Source organism: Flavobacterium tiangeerense, assembly GCF_007830355.1.
GTDB classification, from domain to species: domain Bacteria; phylum Bacteroidota; class Bacteroidia; order Flavobacteriales; family Flavobacteriaceae; genus Flavobacterium; species Flavobacterium tiangeerense.
The window spans coordinates 40,425-62,329 of sequence record NZ_VLKO01000008.1 but is presented as its reverse complement, the minus strand read 5'-3'; the positions used below and the strand labels follow the sequence as shown (position 1 = coordinate 62,329).

Below are 21,905 nucleotides of genomic sequence, written 5' to 3'. Positions count from 1 at the left end.
GTTTGTTCACTAGCACTTAGAATGGTATAATTTTAATTGTTTTTCACTTCATCTAGTATAAAAAATATTAAATTTAAAATCTGATGTCCATTTGGTGTAAGACCTATTGATATCAGCATTAATGATAACTATGATGAAAAAAAGAACTATTGTTGCGGGTGTAGGCATGGGATTATTGGCAATAGCCTGCAAAACAACTGATTTAAAAATGAATACAACTCAAAAAGAACCTGTTGCACGTAAAAAAGAAGTCGTGTATCAAGTTTTTACGCGATTATTTGGAAATAAAAATACCACCAACAAACCTTGGGGAACTATTGAAGAAAATGGAGTAGGGAAGTTCAACGATTTTACAACAACAGCCTTGCAAGAAATAAAGGATTTGGGCGTAAGTCATATTTGGTACACAGGAGTGCCGCATCATGCTTTAATTCGGGATTATACCGCTATCGGAATTTCTAATGATGACCCAGAAGTTGTGAAAGGTAGAGCAGGATCGCCTTATGCTGTAAAAGATTATTACAATGTTAACCCAGATTTAGCAGTAAATCCTGAAAACCGATTGCAAGAATTTGAAGCCCTTATTAATAGAACGCATCAAGCGGGATTAAAAGTGATTATTGATATTGTACCAAATCACATAGCCCGCAAGTACGAGGGTAAAAACAATCCAGAAGGGGTTCGGGATTTTGGCGCTGATGATGATACTACTGTTGAATATAAAAGAGATAACAACTTTTATTATATTCCAAATACTAAATTTGAAGTTCCTGATACTAATGCACCATTAAACGGAGAAGTTCATCCGTTAATTGATGGAAAATTTGAAGAAAATCCAGCAAAATGGACTGGAAATGGCTCCCGAAAGGCAAAACCAGATAAAAATGATTGGTACGAGACCGTAAAAGTAAATTATGGTATTCGTCCGGATGGGTCCAAAGATTTTCCAGAACTTCCAGCAAGATATGACAAAAAAACAGTTCAGGAACATTTTGAATTTTGGAAAAATAAAAATGTACCCAATTCGTGGTTGAAATTCAAAGACATAGCTTTGTATTGGACAGCAAAAGGGGTAGATGGTTTCCGATTTGATATGGCCGAAATGGTACCTTATGAATTTTGGAGTTATATGAATTCAGCCATAAAAATGAAAAATCCAGAAGCTTTTCTATTAGCCGAAGTTTACAACCCAAAAGAGTATAGAAATTACATTCATCTTGGTAAAATGGATTATTTGTATGACAAAGTGGAGACGTATGACGCCTTGAAAGCCATCGTGAAAGGTCAAGGTACACCAAATAGTCTTGTAGAAATCCAGAATGGTTTAAAAGACATTGAAAACCACATGCTTCATTTTCTGGACAATCATGATGAGCAGCGCTTAGCAAGTCCAGAATTTGCCGGATCAGCTGACAAAGGAAAACCATTGATGGTAGTTTCAACAACAATAAGTTCAGCTCCTACTATGGTTTATTTTGGTCAAGAAGTTGGTGAAGCTGGCAACGAGAATGCTGGATTTGGAACACATTCCAGAACATCAATTTTTGATTATGTTGGTGTGCCAAATCACCAGCGCTGGATGAATAATGGCAAATTTGATGGAGCGTTATTAACAGCAAACGAAAAAGAGTTACGAGATTTTTATAAAAGACTTCTTAACTTTTCATTGAATAGTCCTGCATTGATGGGTGAATATCAGGAGTTGCATACTCAAAATCGTCAATTTACAAAAGGTTATGACGAAAGTATTTTTTCATTTGCCCGTTGGTCTATAGAGCAAAAATTAATTGTTGTTACTAATTTTTCATCAGTGACCACAAGTACTTTTGAACTTAATATCCCAAAAGACCTTATTAAAAAGTGGCAATTAATAGATGGTTCATATACTGTAAAAGATCAATTGTATCAGATGTATACTTCAAAACTAAACGTTTTTCAAAGAGAAGGAACCTTGCAAATAAAGATAAATCCATTAGAATCTTTCATATTACAACTGTAAGGATAAAAAAAAGCTGCTAAAATTTTTAGCAGCTTTTTTTCTTTTTACGAGAACTATTTAATGGCTACAGCCGTATAATTTTCTTCAATTTTATTCCAGTTGATAATATTAAAAAAATTATCAACATAGTTTTTTCTTCGGTATTGATAATCCATATAATAGGCATGTTCCCATAAGTCAAGTGCAAGAATTGGTGTTCCTGGAACAATGGCATTTCGCATCAAAGGATTGTCTTGATTTGTAGTTGTTGTAACTTGTAATTTACCCGTTTTATCTACTATAAGCCAAACCCAACCTGATCCAAAATGTTTTGTAGCTTCATCTTTAAAAAGAGACATAAAATTACCGTAAGATCCAAAATCAGTTATCATTGCACTAGCTAAAGTGTTTTTTGGTTCACCGCCAGCTTTTGCTCCCATACATTTCCAAAACAAACTGTGGTTGTAATATCCTCCAGCATTGTTACGTAGCCCTGCATCATTAGGATCCAGTTTTGCAAGCACTTCTTCGATAGTTAAATTTTCAAGAGGTGTTCCTTTTATGGAGCTGTTTAGATTGTTTGTGTAATTTAGATAATGTTTAGAGTAATGCAACTCCATTGTAGTAGCTGATATGCTCGGAGCTAGCGCATCATAAGCATACGGCAGTTTTTCTAATTGAAAAGAACCTTCATCAGCTTTTACATTATCAGGTGATCCCATAACTGTTTTTTGCTCTGTAGCAGAAGGCAAAGGGACTTCAACAACTTCAATTAATTTTTTCTCATTACAGGATACTATAAAAACTGTTGCACAAACTAATGGCAACACATAAAATGCTTTTTTCATGGGTAAATTATGATTTTATTAGTGAGTCAATGATTTCAATATAATATTGTTTGGCTTCATCAGGAGATAAATGACTTATTTGCATCCAAGCGTTTGTTTTAAATGCATCTCTCAAGTGAAACGATGAATTTTGTCTTAAATCAACAGTGCCATAAGTAGCTTGTTTGTAAAAAGCGTACAACCGCAATTGTACATCCTGTGGTAAGGATGCTTGCGTCATATCGGCTGCCTTAGCTACAGCTTCTAGGAATAAAGTATCTAAATCCTTTTTGGTCATTATGCCTTGGTTGCAATAATAGTTTTTCCTCCAATAGCCTTTTGGTTCAATTCCACATTAATAGGAGTTCCCAAAGGTAAAAATATATCAACTCTTGATCCAAATTTTATAAATCCAGCATCGGTACCTTGAGTTACTTGAGTTCCTTCTACTGCATAATTTACAATTCTACGTGCCAGTGCGCCAGCAATTTGACGGTACAAAACGCCACCAAAAGTACTGTTTTCTACAACAATTGTTGTTCTTTCATTTTCTTCACTTGCCTTAGGGTGCCAAGCAACAAGAAATTTACCAGGATGGTATTTACTAAACTTTACAATACCGCTTAAGGCATATCGAGTAACGTGAACATTTATTGGCGACATGAAAATAGATACTTGAAGTCTTTTGTCTTTAAAATATTCTCCTTCATATACCTCTTCTATAACGACAACTTTACCATCAACAGGTGCAATTATATGATTCTCATTAATGATAACAGTTCTTTTAGGATTTCTAAAAAATTGTAAAATGATGATCAACAGCAAAAGAGCTAGTATTTGAACAGCCATTTTGAGCCAGTTGGTCTCAATTAAATTGTCAGACAATAAAAGGACAACCGCAGTAAAAATGGTGCCTAGTAAAATAGATTGGGTTCCTTCTTTATGAAACATAATTTAAAATTTGATAGAATAAAAATATTAATGGTGCTACAAATATAACACTATCTAGTCGATCTAGTATACCTCCATGACCCGGCATGATGTTTCCGCTGTCTTTTACGTTTGCAATGCGCTTGAATTTAGATTCAATTAAATCCCCAATTGTGCCTGCAACCCCCACAATAACTGCTATTGAAGTCCAAATTAGTATGGAACGATCACTAAACTCGGGTTTGGCTTTGATGTAATATTTTGATATTAAATATCCTGCAACAACCGCAAAGAGAAGTCCACCTAGAAAACCTTCAACTGTTTTTTTAGGAGATATTTTTTCTAGTAATTTTGTTTTTCCAATGGATTTCCCAACAATGTACGCAAAGGTATCGTTAGTCCAAATGAGTATAAATAGGCCAATGATAATTTTAGGATTATAATCAATAACTCCAAAAGAGATTTTAGTAATAAATACAAAAGGAAGGATTATGTAACCTAATAGATATAGATATTTTGACGAAGTATTAATTTTTTGGATAGAATCATAAAATAAAAAAAGAATACATTTTAAAGTTACAACAAGAGCAATGACCAGTAGAACAATATTTAATTGCTGAATATTGATGTTTAAGTCTATATCTAAGTCAAAATTAGTCTTTAAAAAAGAAACAGTTTCTTGATTATAATGGCTCACAAGTGCCACTGTAGAGTACAATGAAAAACCAAAAATGATTGGAAACACTTTATGAATTTGTACCAGATTACAAAATTCATATATGGCAATGAGCAAAAATATACCAAAAAGTATAAAAAAAGTTTCAGTCGAATATAATATAGATGTAAGTAGTAAAACTATGTAAACTACTCCGGATATTCCTCGTTTTAGAGTTTCATTCATCTTAAAGATCTTCTAAAAGCAATAAATACAGATTCTTTGCGGAACTTCCATATTGAGTGAAGTCCTCTTCTTTGGCTTTTTCGAAATACTTTATAGTTGAAATATTAGTTGGATAATCTCTTTCGTATTTTTTCTTAATGGCACTTAAACCATCGCTTTTGGTTCCCATGATTTGGCTGGCTTTAGCCATAATAATCATGTTTGTAGGAAGATCGTTTGGTTTGTGTTGTTTGATTTGTTTGGATGAAAACAAGATAGAACCCTCTTCGGCAATCAAACTTTCACAACTAGACAGCAAAAATTTAGGATTTTCAGGTTTGTCATAAGTAAGTTTATTATCATCAAGTAACTTAAAAAGTTCGGAATCGTAACAAAGAACTTCACTTTCAAACCAGTCGTTTTCTTCAAGTATGTTTTCAAACTGCTCCGTAATTTCTAAGTTGTTTTCACAGTATAAAAATTTACCACCGTTTTTTTTGAAATTAAAAATAAATTGCTCGTCTATAGACACAGTTGGTTCCTTATAGTAAGTACTAAATTCACTTTCTTTTTGCTCTTCAGCAGCCGGATGACTTGAACCAAAAATTTTTCTAAAAAGACTCATATTTATTTTTGAAAACAATAATTAAAGGTATAAAAACCGTTCAAAGATAAAAAAATCTTAATTCAAAAATTGTTTTTGAATTAAGATTTTAAAAATAATTGATATTATGTATTATTTACGATACTACTTCTTCAAGATTTTTGTCAAATGTTCTTTTGCCAAAAATTGCCTCAAGATCATCTTTAAATATTACTTCTTTCTCTATTAAGATGTTGGCAAGTTGATTTAGCTTGTCTTTGTTGTCTTCTAGAATTTGAATCGCTCTTTGGTATTGGCTTTCAATTAATAACGAGATCTCCTCATCAATAACTTTTGCAGTCTCTTCAGAGTATGGTTTTGAGAAGTTATACTCACTTTGTCCTGTTGAATCATAATAGGTAACGTTACCTATTTTGTCATTCAAACCATAAACGGTAACCATAGCGCGAGCTTGTTTGGTTACTTTCTCTAAGTCACTTAATGCTCCAGTAGAGATTCTATCAAATGTTACTTTTTCAGCAGCTCTACCACCCATTGTAGCACACATTTCATCAAGCATTTGGTCTGGACGTACAATTAGTCTTTCCTCTGGTAAATACCATGCTGCACCTAAACTTTGACCTCTAGGTACTATTGTTACTTTTATTAATGGAGCAGCGTGCTCTAGCATCCAGCTAACAGTTGCGTGACCCGCTTCGTGTATTGCAATTGCTTTTTTCTCTTCAGGTGTAACAATTTTGTTTTTCTTTTCTAAACCACCAACAATTCTATCGACAGCATCTAAGAAATCTTGTTTATCTACTGCAGATTTGTTATTTCTTGCTGCTATTAAAGCCGCTTCGTTACATACATTTGCAATATCTGCACCTGAAAAACCTGGAGTTTGTTTAGCTAAAAAGTCAGTATCAAGACCTTCAATTTTTTTCAAAGGAGCTAAATGAACTTTAAATATTTCGGCTCTTTCACGAATGTCTGGTAAGTCAACAAAAATTTGTCTATCAAAACGACCAGCACGCATTAAAGCTTTATCCAGTACGTCAGCTCTGTTTGTTGCAGCAAGAACAATAACATTTGAGTTGGTACCAAAACCATCCATTTCTGTCAATAATTGGTTCAACGTATTTTCACGCTCGTCGTTACCTCCTGACATGTTACTTTTGCCTCTTGCTCTACCTACAGCATCAATCTCGTCAATAAAAATGATGGCAGGTGATTTTTCTTTAGCTTGTTTAAATAAGTCTCTTACACGTGATGCACCTACACCAACAAACATTTCCACAAAATCAGATCCTGATAAAGAGAAAAATGGTACTTGAGCTTCACCGGCAACAGCTTTGGCTAATAATGTTTTTCCTGTTCCTGGAGGTCCTACAAGTAAGGCGCCTTTTGGTATTTTACCACCCAAATTAGTGTATTTTTCAGGGTTTTTAAGAAATTCTACAATTTCTTGTATTTCTTCTTTTGCACCTTCAAGACCCGCTACATCTTTAAATGTAGTTTTGATATCCGTTTTTTCATCAAAAAGTTTGGCTTTTGATTTTCCAATGTTAAAAATTTGTCCACCACCGCCAGCACCGCCACCAGACATTTTGCGCATAATAAATATCCATACCGCGATAATTATGATGATAGGAAGTAAACTGATTAATATATCAGACCAATTGTTTTTTGGTAAAAAACTAAAATCTTTTAATTTTCCCTCAGCAACTGCTTTTTCTAACTTGTTTTGAAAAATTTGATCGTTACCAATGTCAAATGTATAATGAGGACCTTTATTTTCTCTATCAAAAACATCTTTAGATACTTTTTTATGAGCTACTTCCTTGATGGCATTGGCATTCAAGAAAACTTCTGCTTCGGTTTTATTATAAACAATAACTTTTTCAATTTGTCCTTTTTGTAAGTATTCGTTGAATTTTGAAGCAGTCAATTGTCCCGGCTCATTTAGCCCATTTCCTTGGAAAGTTATGCTGATGAACAAAAGAATTAAAATTACTGAAGTGTAAACAAGCCACGGGCTTACTTTAAACTTATTCGGGTTTGGATTATTTTCTTTAGCCATTACTACGGATATGTGTCTTTAGTATTTGTTTTCTATGGTTGTTATTTTAGCATCGCCCCATAAACTTTCGATGTTGTAATATTCTCGAATGTGTTTTTGAAATACATGAACTACGATATTTACATAGTCCATCAATACCCATTCTGCATTATCAGTACCCTCTACATGCCAAGGTTTGTCTTTTAATTCTTTAGATACTGTTTTTTGAATTGAATTTACAATTGCATTAACTTGGGTGTTTGAATTTCCATTTGAGATTACAAAATAGTCACATACTGCAGTATCAATTTCTCTTAAATCGAGGATGGTAATATCATTTCCTTTTACTTCTTCTATTCCTTTAATGATATTTGCCAGAAGGATATCATTGTTTATAGTCTTTTTCGCCATGAATTATTTTTATATAAGTTTGTAAAGTTACCATTTTTTGTGATTATTTTTGAACCTTAACACAATATTAAATTCTGTTTCACAAAAAACTACATATGAAACTAATCAAACTCGATGCCATAGATTCAACAAACGACTTCCTGAAAGGACTTGCGAGTAAACAAGACTTAGAAAATTTTACTGTAGTTACTGCTGAAAGTCAATCAAAAGGGAAAGGTCAAATGGGCGCTGTGTGGACTTCTGAAAAAAGTAAGAATCTAATAATGAGTGTTTTGATTAAAAATATTCTTTACAATATAGATTCTATTTTTAATTTGAATATCGCTGTTTCGTTGGCTGTAATATCTGTTTTAGAAAAGTATCAAATCCCTAAACTAAGTATTAAATGGCCTAACGACATAATGTCAGATAATAAAAAAATAGGTGGCATCTTGATTGAAAATAGTATAAAAAGTGATGGTTCTATTTTTTCAATTGTAGGTTTAGGCTTGAATGTGAACCAAACTAACTTTGAAAATTTACCCAAAGCTTCCTCTCTTGCATGTGTGAGTGCAACATCATTTAACATTTCAATACTAATTCAGGAAATTGTTAGTGAGATGAAAGAAAAAACAAATAATTGGCCAGATTCCAATTCCTTACATACTAAATTATACACTCAATATTTGTTTAAAAAAGAGGTTCCTACTGCTTTTAGTTTACCAAATGGATCGGCTTTTATGGGAATTATTCAAGGGGTGTCAAGTACAGGAAAACTTAAAGTTTTATTGGAAGATGACACTATACAAGAATTTGATATTAAAGAAATTCAAATGCTATATTAAAAAAAAAAGTCTTTAAGCTATTGCTCAAAGACTTTTTATGATTGGAGAATAAAAAATTATAGTTTATTCATATTTGTAGCTAGTGTTTCAATGAACTTTCCTATTGGGCCTTTAATCATCATTGCCATCATTGGGTTAAAATCGCCTTCAAAATCAAGCTTTACACTACTGCTAGCCTCTGATATAGACTCAATATTTGCAACAAGTGTAAATGGAAGTTTGTCACTAGCAGCACCCAAAACAACTTTGTTCGGTGCTATTTTTTCTTTCATTTTTAATTTAATTTCTGGCATTCCTTTTAGTCCAAAAATGAAAGCATCTTCGCTAATTACTTCAAATTTAGCAATATTGTCTGGCATTAACTTTTCAAAATTCTTGACGTCACTTAATAAATTAAACATTTCAAGATCAGATTTTTCTACTGTAACTTTTGGGCTTTCTAAGTTCATATTTTGGGTTGTTAATTTTTAGTTAAACATTTGTATTCCAAGTTGATGGAGATACGTTCCATTCTCTTAAAGTTTGTTCTTCTTCTTCAGTAATATATCTTTTGGCTACAGCCAAATTTAAAAGATTTTGATAGTTACTTAAGGTGAACAAATCAACATTTGCGTTTTTGAAATTTTCTTCGGCCACGTTAAAACCATAGGTAAATATAGCTGCCATTCCTTTTACATTGGCTCCAGCTTCTTTCAAGGCTTCAACAGCTTGTAAACTGCTGTTTCCTGTACTAATTAAGTCTTCAACTACAACAACATTTTGACCTTTTTGTAAAAATCCCTCTACTTGATTTTGTCTGCCATGTTTTTTTGGTTCAGGTCTTACGTATACAAATGGTAGACCCATACTTTCTGCTACAAGCATTCCTATGCCTATTGCTCCTGTAGCAACTCCTGCAATTACATCAGGTTTTCCAAATTGTTTCTCAATATTTTTAGAAAATTCATCGCGAACGTAATTTCTAACTGCTGGAAATGAAAGGATTAAACGGTTGTCACAATAAATTGGGGATTGCCATCCAGAAGCCCATGTAAAAGGATTTCTTGGATTCAATTTAATTGCATTTATTTGCAATAGAAATTCGGCTGTTTTTTCGGCTGTATCTTTATTAAAAATCATACCACAAATGTATAAAGTTTTTGTTAACGACAAACCACTTTTTTTGACAAATCATATTTCAAAGGAAACAGATTTTCAATTGTTCCTCTTAGAAAGTATTGATATTGAACAGCTTATAGTGAAAATTTTTCAAAATAAAATAAATAAAGCCTATTTATATCATCCAGATGAAACCTTGATTATGAAGACTTTGAAGGCCAAAATTCCAGTATGTAAAGCTGGTGGCGGACTGGTTTATAATAAAAAGGGAGAGGTTTTATTTATTTTTAGAAATGGAAAATGGGATTTACCTAAGGGCGGAATTGAAAAAGGGGAGGATATTGAGGATACCGCAATGCGTGAAGTAGAAGAGGAAACAGGTGTAAATGGGTTGTCAATTTCTCACAAATTACAAAAAACGTATCATGTCTTTAAAAGAAATGGCAAGTATAAGCTTAAAGTGACACACTGGTTTGAAATGCAATCTGATTTTGAAGGAACTCCTCAAGGACAATTAGAAGAGGGAATTGAAAAAGTAGCTTGGATGAATGCAGAACAAATAAAAGAGGCATTGAAAAATTCCTATGAAAATATAAAATTATTGTTTGAAGAAGAGAAGCTACTGAAATAGTCCTATTTTTCGAAAACATATAAAGGTGATTGAGCAGTTTTATACTGACGTATTAAATTAAACACGAATTTCACGAATTTCCACTAAATAATTAGTGTAAATGCGTGAAATTCGTGTTTTATATATAATTCAACTGGAACTTTTTTTATTTTAAAACACGATAAACAGGATATTGTAAATGTGCCTTTTCATAGTAAACCGAATGTTTGTATATCCACTCTAGTTGCTCTTCCGGATTTTTTAAAAAGGCTTCGTCGTTTTGTTTTTTTGTTTCAAATTCTGCTTTCAAAGATGGGTTTTCTTTAAAAATTTGAGTTGCAGTATCTTCAAAAACATAATCAGAATAGCCTTCTTTTTGTTGGAGTAGTGTATCAAAGAAGTTCCAATTGAAAAAAGAATCCACTGCCTCCGGCTCTAATGTTTCTAAGATATATTTAATACCTTTTTGTTGCGTAGGTATCAAATAATCACCTTTGGCGAAAGCCCTCTTCTCAATTGTAGCGTTTACGGTTGTATTTCGATGTAGATAATGTCCTTCGTAGGCTGAGCTGCTAGTTTTAAAATCAGCTATTTTATAACTTTCTACTTCAATAATAGTATCGTTTTTAAGTTGTGAATAGGATATGGTATTGCTTTTTAATAAGTCAATTACAGGCCAAAAACCTTTTGGGACGATATAAGCCTGAGGAATTACAATTTCTTTTACAGATTTGTATTCTTTGTTATATGGAATGTTTTTTTGAAATGGCTTTTTTTGATCGTAATAAAGTCGATTTCCTGTAGTGACATCACTTTTTTTATAGCTAGCCTCAAAACCTCTAAAAAAGAATGATTCGGTTTTAGTGGTGTCAATTTCCCATTTTAAGGTGTATTTTTTCTTTGGAGCATATTGGTTTTCGTTTTTTAACCTGAGTTCTTTGATGGTTTTGTAATTTTCATCGGTGTAATCAATCGTTGATTTCATGTATTCATAGGTAACTTTTACACGATCAGCATATTTTTTTAGCATGTGTGTTTCTACAACAAAGCCGAGTGTATTAAACAAGGAAGTGTATCCAGTAGCATATCTTGGACTTTCAAAAAACTGTGCAAATCCCTTATCAGGAGTGTCTTGAAAAGCGTTTACATAGGGTGTGGTTTCAATTTTCTTTTTTTGTAAATCAGCTACAATTGACGGCATCATTTTAGCATTTAAAAAATCGCCTAAGACAGTTCCTAATTTATTGTGTTGAGTCATGATATAAGTGAGCTTATACTGGTAATCCGAGCCATTACTAACATGGTTGTCAATAAAAACATCAGCATTTATTTTATGAAAAATGTCCACAAAACTTTTTGTATTTCGGGTATCTGATTTGATGTAATCTCTATTTAAATCGTAGTTGCGTGCGTTTCCACGAAAACCATACACTTCGGGTCCGTCTTGATTGGCTCTTGAGGTCGAATTTCTATTCAAAGCTCCTCCAATATTATAAACAGGTATACAAACAATTACCGTATTTTTGGGTGCTTTTATTTTACCCAAAGCTAAATCTCTAAATAGTTGCATACTAGCATCAATTCCGTCTGGTTCACCGGCATGAATACCGTTATTAATCAAGATTACGGCTTTGTTTTTTTGGATTTCTCCAAAATCAAATTGCTTTTCAGGATTAAAAACAACCATATGCAGCGGTTCTCCGCTATCTGTTAACCCCATTTCTTGCATGTTGATGGTTGGGAAATCTTTTGCTAATAATTTGTAATACGCAATAGTTTCTGGGTAGGATGCCGATTGATTTCCGTTGCCTTTTTCAAAAAAAGTATCGTATTTATTTTGATTTTGTGCCAAAGAACAAATGGTACATAAAAGAAAAAAGTAGTGTAAATATTTCATGGTTACGTAAATATAAGAGCTTCAAATTTAGCTTTTTTTATAGAATCTTTAAAAGGAATATTTAATAATAGGGCAGATGTATGAAATTATCGAAATTTTAAACGACAAAATTCATTAGTCGCAATTTAAAATTACCTTTGCACAAACGAATAAAATGAATACGAAGCACCACTCCAACAATATACTTTTGAATTTAGGTATAGAAAGCCTAAATGAAATGCAAGAAGTAGCACAAGATGCTATCCTGAATGACAATAATATTTTATTACTGTCTCCTACAGGTTCAGGGAAAACACTCGCTTTTTTACTACCAATATTTGAAATACTACAGCCCGAAATACTTTCGGTGCAATGTTTAATTTTAGTTCCCTCACGTGAGTTGGGACTCCAAATAGAACAAGTTTGGAAAAAAATGGGTACTGATTATAAAGTAAATGTATGCTACGGTGGGCACTCCATAGATACTGAAATTAAAAACTTAAGCAATCCACCAGCTGTTTTGATAGGAACTCCAGGTAGAATTGCAGATCATATTGATAGAGGAACTTTTAGGGTTGATAAAATTCAAACCTTAATTTTAGATGAATTTGATAAATCATTACAGCTTGGTTTTCATGAGCAAATGTCATTTATCATTGGGAAATTAACCAAATTGAATAAACGAGTGTTGGTTTCGGCTACTTCAGATATTGAAATACCTAAATATACACGTGTACTTAATCCTACTATTTTAGATTTTATTCCTGAGCATGTTGTAGAAACCAATCTTTCTATGCGAATGGTTGTTTCTAAAGACAAGGATAAAATGGGTAGTTTATTTAATTTAATTTGTTCTTTGAAGTCACAGGCTGCAATCGTATTTTGTAATCATAGAGACGCTGCAGAACGTATTAGTGATACTTTGAATGCAAAAGGCATTTATGCTACGTATTACCATGGCGGCATGGATCAAGAGGAGCGGGAGCGTGCGCTTATACAGTTTAGAAATGGCAGTATGACTTATTTAATAACCACTGATCTTGCTGCTCGTGGACTTGATATTCCAGAGATGAAGCATGTTATTCACTATCATTTACCATCTAAAGAAGATGAGTTTACACATAGAAACGGACGTACTGCGAGGATGCAAAACTCAGGTACCGCATACATTATTTTCAATGAAAGCGAGAAAAAGCTAGATTATATTGATTACTCCATGACGGAATTAAAAGTGGAGAATACTGTTAGTTTACCAAAACCGCCTGAATTTCAAACTATATACATCAGTGGTGGGAAGAAAAATAAATTGAATAAAATAGATATCGTAGGCTTCTTTTCTCAGAAAGGAAAATTAGAAAAAGGGGATTTAGGTCTTATCGAAGTCAAAGATTTTATTTCATTTGCAGCAGTAAAATTCAACAAAGTAAAAGATTTATTGCACGCCATCAAGGATGAAAAAATGAAGGGTAAAAAATATAAAATTGAAGTTGCTCGAAAGGTGATCAAGAAAGAGGAGGAGTAGCCTCGAAGTTTCGGTATCAGTCTCAGTCTCAGTTTTCAGTAAAAAAAATCGTTAAGAGTAAATTTTGTTTTACTGTTAACGATTTTTAGTTTAATGTATATTTTTTTCTGTTCTCTTTTTTCTGCAAACTGATTACTAAAAACTATGTTTTCTTTACATACTGAGTGATAATTACAATGGTTTGACCATCTACCTTTCCCTCAATATATTCGGCATTTTCATGATCCAGTCTAATGTTACGTACAGCAGTTCCTTGCTTTGCAACCATGCTAGAGCCTTTTACTTTTAAATCTTTGATTAATACAACCGAGTCTCCTGTTTCTAGTATTACTCCATTACTATCGCGGTGTATGATTTTGTTTTCGTCTTCCTCGCCTTCGCCTGTAGCTTGCGCCCAAGCTAAAACTTCTTCATCAAGATACATTTGGTCTAATAATTCCTGAGGCCATCCCGCATTGCGCATACGACTTAACATTCTCCATGCGACAACTTGTACGGCAGTATGTTCACTCCACATGCTATCATTTAAACATCTCCAGTGATTTAAATCTACGTTATCTGGATTTTCAATTTGGTCAATGCACGTCGTACAAGCCATAATACTTTCGTCAAGTCCGCCTTTTTTGGTAGGTAAAACTTGATATACTTTTAGGTTCTCAGTTGAACCGCATAGTTCACATTTTGACCCGCTGCGTTTGCTTAATTCTCTTTCTATACTCATGTTTGATGGCTTTTATTTTTATGGAAAATTATGTATTTCTACTTTTAGAACACTTGTTTTTGTGACTTTTTAACGAATTATATCGATATCAGAAGTATTATTTTATCCTAACCGCATCTGGAACTAACATTTCATATTGCCCGTTGTTGCGAATCACATCTCTTACTATACTGGAACTGATATACGACGTTTTTGCTGCGGTCAATAAAAACACCGTTTCTATTTTTGATAACCTACGATTGGTGTGCGCAATAGCTTTTTCAAATTCAAAATCGGCTGGATTTCGTAAACCACGAAGGATGAAATCTGCTTTTAATTTTTTACAAAGATCAGTGGTTAACCCTTCATAGGTAATGACTGAAACTTTAGTTTCATCCTTAAAAGTCTCCTCAATAAATCTTTTTCTTTCTTCTAGAGAGAACATGTATTTTTTTTCGGCATTGACACCAATCGCAATAACTATTTCATCAAATAAGGGTAAGCTTCTTTTGATGATGTCTTCATGTCCTAAAGTTATTGGGTCAAATGAACCCGGGAATATGGCTTTTCTCATTGTAAAAGTTATAATTAAATCAAAATGATTTTCTTTGGGTTGAACTAGGTTTTTCGGATTGTTTGTATGGCCTCAACCCATTCAGACTTTGTGCAAATACTGCATAGGGCATTACCTGGTTTATGACTTTCTGTGTTGCCGCAAAACGTACAGGAATACATACCTTCTATTGGGATTTTTTTACTTTTTAATTTGAATAAAAAAGGCAAAATTGGTAATCCTGGCTGGACTTCGTGGTCTTCGTAATAGAAAACACTAATCTCTCCACTTGTTTCCATAAATGCATTCTTAACCTGTCCTAAATGCTCTATTGATTTCAATCGAAGTTCCGAAAAGAATTCATCTTGTGCCAGGCTCTCTTTTTTGAAAGTAGCGATTGAGAATTTCCCTTCGCTGATGATACATTCGGTTTTTCCTTCTATAAACTCTTCAAAGCGTTTACTTTTTCCGGTGAGCGAAGTTACTAATCGGTACAAAAGGATAATAACCAGAAATACGGTTATGGGTGGAATGATACCAACTTCTTCATAAAACATAGGATCTCCCGCTGCTGATCCTAAGGCAATAATGATTACCGTTTCAAATACGGATAATTGTTTCACACCCCGTTTACCAGCTATTTTTAATGTCAATAGCAAAACGGAAAACATTATGGTAGAACGGAAAATGACCTCTAAAAGAAAGGATTCTGGTAGATTATTGTATAATAATCGGTTCCATTCAAAGATTTCTGTCATAATGGAAAGTTAGTTATTTAAAGCTAATTCTATCGCATTAGTAAACAAATCTTCCAATGAAATTCCTGCAGCTTTGGCTTGTTGCGGAATTAAACTTTCGGTGGTTAAACCTGGAATAGTATTCATTTCAAGCATGTGTGGTTCTTCATTTACAATAATAAATTCGCTTCTGGAGAAACCTTTCATTTTGAGTACTTCGTAAGCGCGTTTGGCTATATCACTTACTTTTTGCGTCATTTCATCTGAGATTCTTGCTGGTGTGATTTCTTGAGACTTTCCTAAATATTTGGCTTCATAATCAAAAAAATCATTTTCTGAAACGATTTCGGTTATCGGTAAAACGGTCACTGTTCCTTTATAATTGATAACACCTACAGAAACCTCAGTTCCGTCAAGAAAACTTTCTATTATTATTTCGTTGTCTTCTTTGTAAGCAACTTCAATCGCGATAGGCAATTCGGCAGCAGTTTTTACTTTTGAAATTCCGAAGCTAGAACCCGCTTTATTGGGTTTTACAAAGCAAGGCAAACCAACTTTAGCAACAATTTCAGCGGTATTGATAATATCTCCTTTGTTTAAATAGTAAGAAGTAGCGGTTTTTATACCGTATGGTTTTAAAACCGACAGTAAATCGCGTTTGTTGAACGTTAATGCGGCTTGGTAATAATCGCAAGAAGTTTGCGGGATGTGCAATAGTTCAAAGTAGGCCTGCATTAATCCATCTTCCCCGGGTGTACCGTGAATGGCATTGAAAACACAATCGAAAGTAATCTTGTTACCTGCAACAGTTACTGAAAAATCATTCTTATCTATTGGAAATTCAGCATCATTTGCGTCAACGTAAACCCATTTTTCTTTAAAAATATGGATGCGAAAGCCATTGTATTTTGTCTTGTCAAGGTATTGATAGACAACGTTTCCGCTGATGAGTGATATTTTATATTCGCTTGAATACCCGCCCATGATGATGGCAATATTTTTCATTTTATTCAGTTTTAAGTGATGTGTTTTTTGTTTAAAAAAGGTAAGACAGCTTATGATTTGTTTTAGCCCCGATAGCAGCGGTATCCTTTGTTTTTTTTCTTTAAAAAAGCAAAGATACAAGCGGATAGCGGGAATAAGCTCCAAAAAAATAGCGCGTATAATTCCTAAAAACGATTAAACAAAATTATCATTTTTTTTGAAACGAAATAGCTTTATCTTTGCCACAATTAAAAATTATTTTATGAGTTTACGTAAGTATCTTACCAGTCGTGTTTTTGTAGTTCAAGTAATTTTAGCACTTGGGATTCTTGTTGCTTTAGTGTATTTATTCATGCACTGGCTTACATTTACCACAGATCACGGTAATGAAATTTCGGTTCCAGATTTAAGAAAATTAACCGAGGAACAAGTAGAAGAAAAACTCGATGAGCTTGATCTAGACTATGAACTCTTAGACAGTGTTGATTATAGAAGTGATTTTCCTCAGTTTAGTGTTGTGGAACAAGATCCTACACCAGGTACTAAGGTGAAAGTAGGTAGAAAAATATATATAAAAATTAATACCTCAGGATATTCATCTGTACGAATTCCAGATTTAGTTAATAAAACGTATCGTGAAGCTGTTCCTACTTTAAAAGCACTTGGACTTGATGAAGGGAGTGTTACTTATGTGCCAAACTTAGGGAAAGATATGGTGCTGGAGATGCGTTATAAAGGAAGAAATTTAAAACCAGGTGATAGAGTGCTTAAATCGTCCAAAATTGACTTGGTCTTGGGAGATGGAAAAATGAGTTTTGAAGAAGAAGAAAGCGCAGCAGATACCCTTGCGGCACCAATAGAAGAAATACCAGTTGATGAACAATAATATAGATACAATAGATTTAGAAGACGAATTATTTGAACATTTTAGGTTTGAAGTTCCAAAAGGTCAAGCCTCTTTAAGGATTGACAAATACTTGATGGGTTTAATACAAAATGCAACCCGAAATAAAATTCAAACAGCAGCCAGTGAAGGTAATATTTTTGTAAATGATGCCACGGTTAAGTCAAATTATAAAGTTAAAGCGCATGATATAGTGCGGGTTATGCTTTCGCATCCTCCTTATGAAAATCATATTATTCCAGAGGATATTCCGCTTGATATTGTTTATGAAGATGATACCTTATTATTGATTAATAAATTACCTGGAATGGTAGTGCATCCTGGTCATGGGAATTATACTGGAACCTTAGTTCATGCATTAGCCCATCATTTTGATAATTTGCCTATGAATAGTAGTGAACGTCCTGGACTAGTTCACCGAATAGATAAAGACACATCAGGCTTGTTAGTCATTGCAAAGACTGAGGCTGCCATGACGCATCTTGCCAAGCAATTTGAAGCAAAAACATCAGAAAGAGAATATGTTGCTCTTGTTTGGGGTAATGTGGCTGATGATAGCGGCACGATAGAAGGAAATTTAGCTAGACATTTGAAAGATCGAATGCAAATGGCTGTTTTTGCAGATCCTGAAATAGGGAAACCAGCTGTGACACATTATAAAGTTTTAGAACGTTTTGGGTATGTAACTTTAATATCATGTCAGCTAGAAACTGGACGAACACATCAAATTCGGGCCCATATGAAACACATTGGGCATCCTTTATTTAATGATGAGCGTTATGGAGGTCACTTGATCTTGAAAGGAACTACATTTACAAAATACAAACAGTTTATTGACAACTGTTTTAAAGCGTTACCAAGGCAAGCACTTCACGCAAAAACACTCGGATTCATACATCCTACAACTGGTGAAATGATGCGTTTTGATACTGAGTTGCCTCAAGATTTTCAAGATTGTATAGAAAAATGGCGAGGTTACTCTAAATCACACTTTACAGACGAAGAGAATTAATAAAAAAAAAAACTCCAATTTCTAATTTAGAAATTGGAGTTTTTTTTGTGCTATAAGCTTTTAATATTATTCTTTACGTTCTAGAAGCGCCATGTAAAAGCCATCAAACCCTGACTCTGACGCTAGGATTTTATGATCTTTAACAAAAGTAAACTGTTTTCCAATTTCGGTAGTTAAAAAACGTTTCACTTGATCTTGGTTTTCAGAAGGTAAAATAGAGCAAGTCGCATAAACTAATTTCCCTCCTGGTTTTACAATTTTGGAATAACTTTCTAAAACTTCAGATTGTACTTTACGAATGTTATCAATGAACTCCGGTTTCAATTTCCATTTAGCATCAGGATTTCTTTTTAAAACTCCTAAACCGCTACAAGGAGCATCAATTAAAACTCTGTCAGCTCTCTCGTGTAATTTTTTTATAATTTTAGTGGAGTCGATAATGCGGTACTCAATATTAAAAGCACCATCTCTTTTAGCTCTAATTTTTAATTGCTTTAATTTACTTTCATATAAATCCATTGCAATTAATTGTCCTTTATTTTCCATCAAAGAGGCAATGTGAAGTGTTTTTCCACCCGCACCTGCACATGTATCAACTACTCTCATTCCTGGTTTTACATCCAAAAATGCTGCAACTAGTTGAGAATTTGCATCTTGTACCTCAAAAAATCCTTGTTTAAAAGCATCTGTCAAAAACACGTTGGCTCTTTCTTTTAAAACAAGTGCATCTGGTTGCTCTTTAAGAGTATCTGTTTCAATGTTTAAATCCATCAAAATAGCACGCAAAGCTTCTCGCGTTGTTTTTAATGTGTTTACTCTAAGGATTACTTTTGCAGGTTGGTTTTGAGCAGTGATTTCTTTAGACCAAACTTTTTCTCCAAGTTCACTTACACCCAGCTCATCCATCCAGTCTGGTATAGATTCTTTTAAAGCTCTTACTTTTGATAATTCATCAAAACGACCTTTTATTTTTCGTTCAGGAGTACCTTCAAGCTGGCGCCAATCAGGGATTGGGTAGCCTCTTAAAACGGCCCATACAGAGAACATTCTCCATAAATTATCTCTATCGTACGGCTCTTTAACCTCTGCTATTTCAGAGTATAATCGTTTCCAACGCACAATTTCATAAATGGTTTCGGCTACAAACTTCCTGTCTGAACTTCCCCAACGTTTGTCTTTTTTTAAGGATCTTGCTACTACTTTATCGGCGTATTCGCCTTCATTAAAAATAGCGTTTAAAGCATCTATTGTTGTGTAAACTAAATTTCTGTGTAATCTCATTTTAAATAATTGAGGTGCAAAGGTACTATTAATTGATTTGAATGTTAAATTTTAGTACTGAATGTTGTTTAAAAAATTTTCATAAAAAAAGCACTGTATTGCTACAATGCTTTTTTTAAAGGATTCTTAATTTATTTTACTCGCGTGAGCCCTATGTTTTCTGGTGCATGAAGTACCATTGGGAATTTTTCAATTTTTACAGAACTACTATCTAAACCAAAAGCGCGTTCTTCTGAAAGACTTAGTTTTTTGATAAAAAAGTATGAATTCATGATTAATTTTTCATGCCATCTTAAATCACTATCGTTTGAAAGGAATTTTTCGGATAATACGAATTTAAAATCTCCAATAATATTGTTTTTGTTTAGAGATTCGTACCTACTTGTGATATCTACTTCGCCCTTCTTAACCATGTCTCTGATAACTTCACGGAACATAAGATTGATTTTAGTAGGTTCTCTAAAACCAAGGTTAAAGTCAACACGGTATAAATCGTCTTTTACAATTTCGGTAACTTTGTATTCGGTTTTGTAAGGTTCTGTAAGAATATTGACATGAACAAACCAATATATGTCAGCTCTTTTAGGTCTTTTTTGTAAGATAGAATACATTACTTTTTCCTCTATTTCATCAACTCGTCCAGCATTAGTCATGTAAACTAAATGTGTTGCATATTTTGGTATTGATAAATCGGCACTTAATTCAACAAGTACTTTCTTGTAATCTTCAATTTTAACCAGTTTAGTGTAACTTTTATTAATTTTCTTAGCCAAATACCAAATTGTCATTACTGATATTAATGCTATAGCGATAAAAAGTGTTACATAACCACCTTCGGCAAATTTTGTAATATTAGCAGCTAAAAAACTGAATTCGATTACTAAATAAATGGTGATTAAGGGAACTATAAAATATAATTTTACCCTTTTCATAATCAAGTAGTAATTCAATAGAATGGTGGTCATGATCATACATAGAATAATAGCTAGTCCGTAAGCATGCTCCATGTTGCTAGACTCTTCAAAATGCAATACAATACCTACGCATCCTATAAATAACAACCAATTAATTGACGGAATGTACAATTGTCCTTTTAATTCTGTCGGATATTTTATTTTTACTTTTGGCCAGAAATTAAGTCTCATTGCTTCATTTATTAACGTAAATGAACCACTAATCAAAGCTTGAGATGCAATAACAGCAGCAAGTGTAGCTATTACAATCCCTATTGGTTGAAACCAATCTGGCATAATTAAGTAAAACGGATTCCCATTTTTTCCACCAATACTTTGTAAAGTTTCGCCCTCATGTTGTAATAAGTAAGCAGCTTGTCCAAAATAATTTAGTACCAATGCTAGTTTTACAAAAACCCAACTAATTCGGATATTTTTACGACCACAGTGTCCCATATCAGAATATAATGCCTCAGCACCAGTAGTACATAAGAAAACAAAACCAAGTACAAAAAATCCTTCAGGATGAATGGATAATAAGTGGTATGCATAATACGGGTTTACAGCTTTTAATACTTCGGTATTTTGAGTAATTTGAGAAATCCCCAAAATAGCTAGCATCCCGAACCAAATAAGCATCATGGGAGCAAAGAATTTACCGACTAATTTTGTTCCAAATTGTTGTATCATGAACAAAATGAATAAAATGGTAATAACAATTGGGATGGTATTAATTTCAGGATAATAGGTTCTTATTCCTTCAACAGCTGAGGAAACCGATATGGGAGGTGTAATGATACCATCTGCTAGTAAAGCACTTCCTCCAATTATTGCTGGAACGATTAACCATTGAATTTTAGTTTTCTTAACCAATGCGTACAGTGCAAAAATTCCTCCTTCACCATGATTGTCTGCGCTAAGTGTGATAATCACATATTTAATGGTTGTTTGTAGCGTAAGAGTCCAAAAAACACAGGAGATACCTCCCAAAACGATATCTGATACTATTAAATGAGTGCCAAGTATGGCTTTCATCACATACAAAGGTGAGGTTCCTATATCTCCGTAAATGATTCCTAATGAAATTAATAACCCGCCTAATGTCCATTTAGTATGGAGGTCTTTGTGTGAAGCGTTCATGAAATTTTTTTTTAAAAACGTTTCAAATTTACACTTTTAT

General features: G+C 33.5%; 22 protein-coding genes. 6 read left to right on the top strand and 16 right to left on the bottom strand.

Going from position 1 to position 21,905, the window contains the following annotated elements:
* Positions 1–130 precede the first annotated feature (130 nt).
* Entirely contained in the window at positions 131–1,999 is a 1,869-nt protein-coding gene (locus IQ05_RS10270) for an alpha-amylase family protein (protein WP_144892654.1), read from the top strand.
* A 53-nt stretch (positions 2,000–2,052) separates the two neighbouring features.
* Here IQ05_RS10270 and IQ05_RS10265 read toward each other — a convergent pair whose 3' ends face one another.
* The 7 genes from IQ05_RS10265 to rsfS form a co-directional block, all read right to left on the bottom strand.
* A complete protein-coding gene (locus tag IQ05_RS10265; protein ID WP_144892652.1) occupies positions 2,053–2,826 on the bottom strand; it encodes a superoxide dismutase in 774 nt (257 codons plus the stop codon).
* Positions 2,827–2,833: 7 nt separating this feature from the next.
* A complete protein-coding gene (locus IQ05_RS10260) occupies positions 2,834–3,103 on the bottom strand; it encodes an acyl-CoA-binding protein (protein WP_144892650.1) in 270 nt (89 codons plus the stop codon).
* Entirely contained in the window at positions 3,103–3,756 is a 654-nt protein-coding gene (locus tag IQ05_RS10255; RefSeq protein ID WP_144892648.1) for a phosphatidylserine decarboxylase family protein, read from the bottom strand. Before IQ05_RS10255 ends, IQ05_RS10260 begins: the two co-directional genes overlap by 1 nt.
* Complete coding sequence (locus tag IQ05_RS10250; protein WP_144892646.1) at positions 3,746–4,636, bottom strand: phosphatidate cytidylyltransferase; 891 nt, start codon at positions 4,634–4,636, stop codon at positions 3,746–3,748. The genes IQ05_RS10255 and IQ05_RS10250 overlap by 11 nt, the downstream gene beginning before the upstream one ends.
* Before the next feature lies 1 nt (position 4,637).
* Positions 4,638–5,240, bottom strand: coding sequence for an LUD domain-containing protein (locus tag IQ05_RS10245; RefSeq protein WP_144892644.1), 603 nt, complete (start codon positions 5,238–5,240; stop codon positions 4,638–4,640).
* Between the two features lie 115 nt (positions 5,241–5,355).
* Positions 5,356–7,281, bottom strand: a complete 1,926-nt coding sequence (ftsH, locus tag IQ05_RS10240; RefSeq protein WP_144892642.1) for an ATP-dependent zinc metalloprotease FtsH — start codon at positions 7,279–7,281, stop codon at positions 5,356–5,358.
* Between the two features lie 18 nt (positions 7,282–7,299).
* Complete coding sequence (rsfS, locus tag IQ05_RS10235) at positions 7,300–7,671, bottom strand: ribosome silencing factor (RefSeq protein ID WP_086453765.1); 372 nt, start codon at positions 7,669–7,671, stop codon at positions 7,300–7,302.
* 95 nt (positions 7,672–7,766) lie between these two features.
* On the opposite strand from rsfS, the gene IQ05_RS10230 reads away from it, so the two are divergent.
* Positions 7,767–8,495 carry a biotin--[acetyl-CoA-carboxylase] ligase gene (locus IQ05_RS10230; RefSeq protein WP_144892640.1) on the top strand — a complete coding sequence of 243 codons (729 nt, stop codon included), beginning with the start codon at positions 7,767–7,769 and terminating at the stop codon, positions 8,493–8,495.
* Between the two features lie 56 nt (positions 8,496–8,551).
* On the opposite strand, the gene IQ05_RS10225 is transcribed toward IQ05_RS10230, so the two are convergent.
* On the bottom strand, positions 8,552–8,944 hold the full coding sequence (locus IQ05_RS10225; protein WP_144892635.1) for an SRPBCC family protein: 393 nt from the start codon (positions 8,942–8,944) through the stop codon (positions 8,552–8,554).
* 22 nt (positions 8,945–8,966) lie between these two features.
* Entirely contained in the window at positions 8,967–9,614 is a 648-nt protein-coding gene (pyrE, locus tag IQ05_RS10220) for an orotate phosphoribosyltransferase (protein WP_086453767.1), read from the bottom strand.
* Positions 9,615–9,621: 7 nt separating this feature from the next.
* Here pyrE and IQ05_RS10215 point away from each other — a divergent pair, with 7 nt between their 5' ends.
* Complete coding sequence (locus tag IQ05_RS10215; RefSeq protein ID WP_144892633.1) at positions 9,622–10,224, top strand: NUDIX hydrolase; 603 nt, start codon at positions 9,622–9,624, stop codon at positions 10,222–10,224.
* Positions 10,225–10,369: 145 nt separating this feature from the next.
* On the opposite strand, the gene IQ05_RS10210 is transcribed toward IQ05_RS10215, so the two are convergent.
* Positions 10,370–12,100 carry a M14 family metallopeptidase gene (locus tag IQ05_RS10210; protein ID WP_144892631.1) on the bottom strand — a complete coding sequence of 577 codons (1,731 nt, stop codon included), beginning with the start codon at positions 12,098–12,100 and terminating at the stop codon, positions 10,370–10,372.
* Between the two features lie 154 nt (positions 12,101–12,254).
* Between IQ05_RS10210 and IQ05_RS10205 the strand changes: the two genes are divergently transcribed.
* Positions 12,255–13,601: a DEAD/DEAH box helicase gene (locus IQ05_RS10205; protein WP_144892628.1), complete on the top strand. Its 1,347-nt coding sequence runs from the start codon at positions 12,255–12,257 to the stop codon at positions 13,599–13,601.
* Positions 13,602–13,743: 142 nt separating this feature from the next.
* Here the strand turns inward: IQ05_RS10205 and IQ05_RS10200 are convergent, their stop codons facing one another.
* The 4 genes from IQ05_RS10200 to IQ05_RS10185 form a co-directional block, all read right to left on the bottom strand.
* A complete protein-coding gene (locus IQ05_RS10200; protein WP_144892626.1) occupies positions 13,744–14,322 on the bottom strand; it encodes a PhnA domain-containing protein in 579 nt (192 codons plus the stop codon).
* Between the two features lie 97 nt (positions 14,323–14,419).
* The gene (coaD, locus tag IQ05_RS10195) at positions 14,420–14,875 is read right to left on the bottom strand and encodes a pantetheine-phosphate adenylyltransferase (RefSeq protein ID WP_144892624.1); all 456 of its coding nucleotides are present in this window, start codon (positions 14,873–14,875) and stop codon (positions 14,420–14,422) included.
* Between the two features lie 44 nt (positions 14,876–14,919).
* Positions 14,920–15,612 carry a DUF421 domain-containing protein gene (locus IQ05_RS10190; protein WP_144892622.1) on the bottom strand — a complete coding sequence of 231 codons (693 nt, stop codon included), beginning with the start codon at positions 15,610–15,612 and terminating at the stop codon, positions 14,920–14,922.
* A 9-nt stretch (positions 15,613–15,621) separates the two neighbouring features.
* Positions 15,622–16,596 carry a D-alanine--D-alanine ligase gene (locus IQ05_RS10185; protein ID WP_144892620.1) on the bottom strand — a complete coding sequence of 325 codons (975 nt, stop codon included), beginning with the start codon at positions 16,594–16,596 and terminating at the stop codon, positions 15,622–15,624.
* 241 nt (positions 16,597–16,837) lie between these two features.
* Between IQ05_RS10185 and IQ05_RS10180 the strand changes: the two genes are divergently transcribed.
* A complete protein-coding gene (locus IQ05_RS10180; protein WP_144892618.1) occupies positions 16,838–17,461 on the top strand; it encodes a PASTA domain-containing protein in 624 nt (207 codons plus the stop codon).
* Complete coding sequence (locus tag IQ05_RS10175) at positions 17,451–18,491, top strand: RluA family pseudouridine synthase (protein ID WP_144892616.1); 1,041 nt, start codon at positions 17,451–17,453, stop codon at positions 18,489–18,491. Before IQ05_RS10180 ends, IQ05_RS10175 begins: the two co-directional genes overlap by 11 nt.
* Positions 18,492–18,557: 66 nt before the next feature.
* Here IQ05_RS10175 and IQ05_RS10170 read toward each other — a convergent pair whose 3' ends face one another.
* Both IQ05_RS10170 and IQ05_RS10165 read right to left on the bottom strand, forming a co-directional pair.
* Positions 18,558–19,772 (bottom strand): RsmB/NOP family class I SAM-dependent RNA methyltransferase, encoded by a 1,215-nt coding sequence (locus tag IQ05_RS10170; protein WP_144892614.1) that lies wholly within the window; start codon positions 19,770–19,772, stop codon positions 18,558–18,560.
* 131 nt (positions 19,773–19,903) lie between these two features.
* On the bottom strand, positions 19,904–21,865 hold the full coding sequence (locus IQ05_RS10165; protein WP_144892612.1) for a KUP/HAK/KT family potassium transporter: 1,962 nt from the start codon (positions 21,863–21,865) through the stop codon (positions 19,904–19,906).
* Between the last annotated feature and the right edge of the window lie 40 nt (positions 21,866–21,905).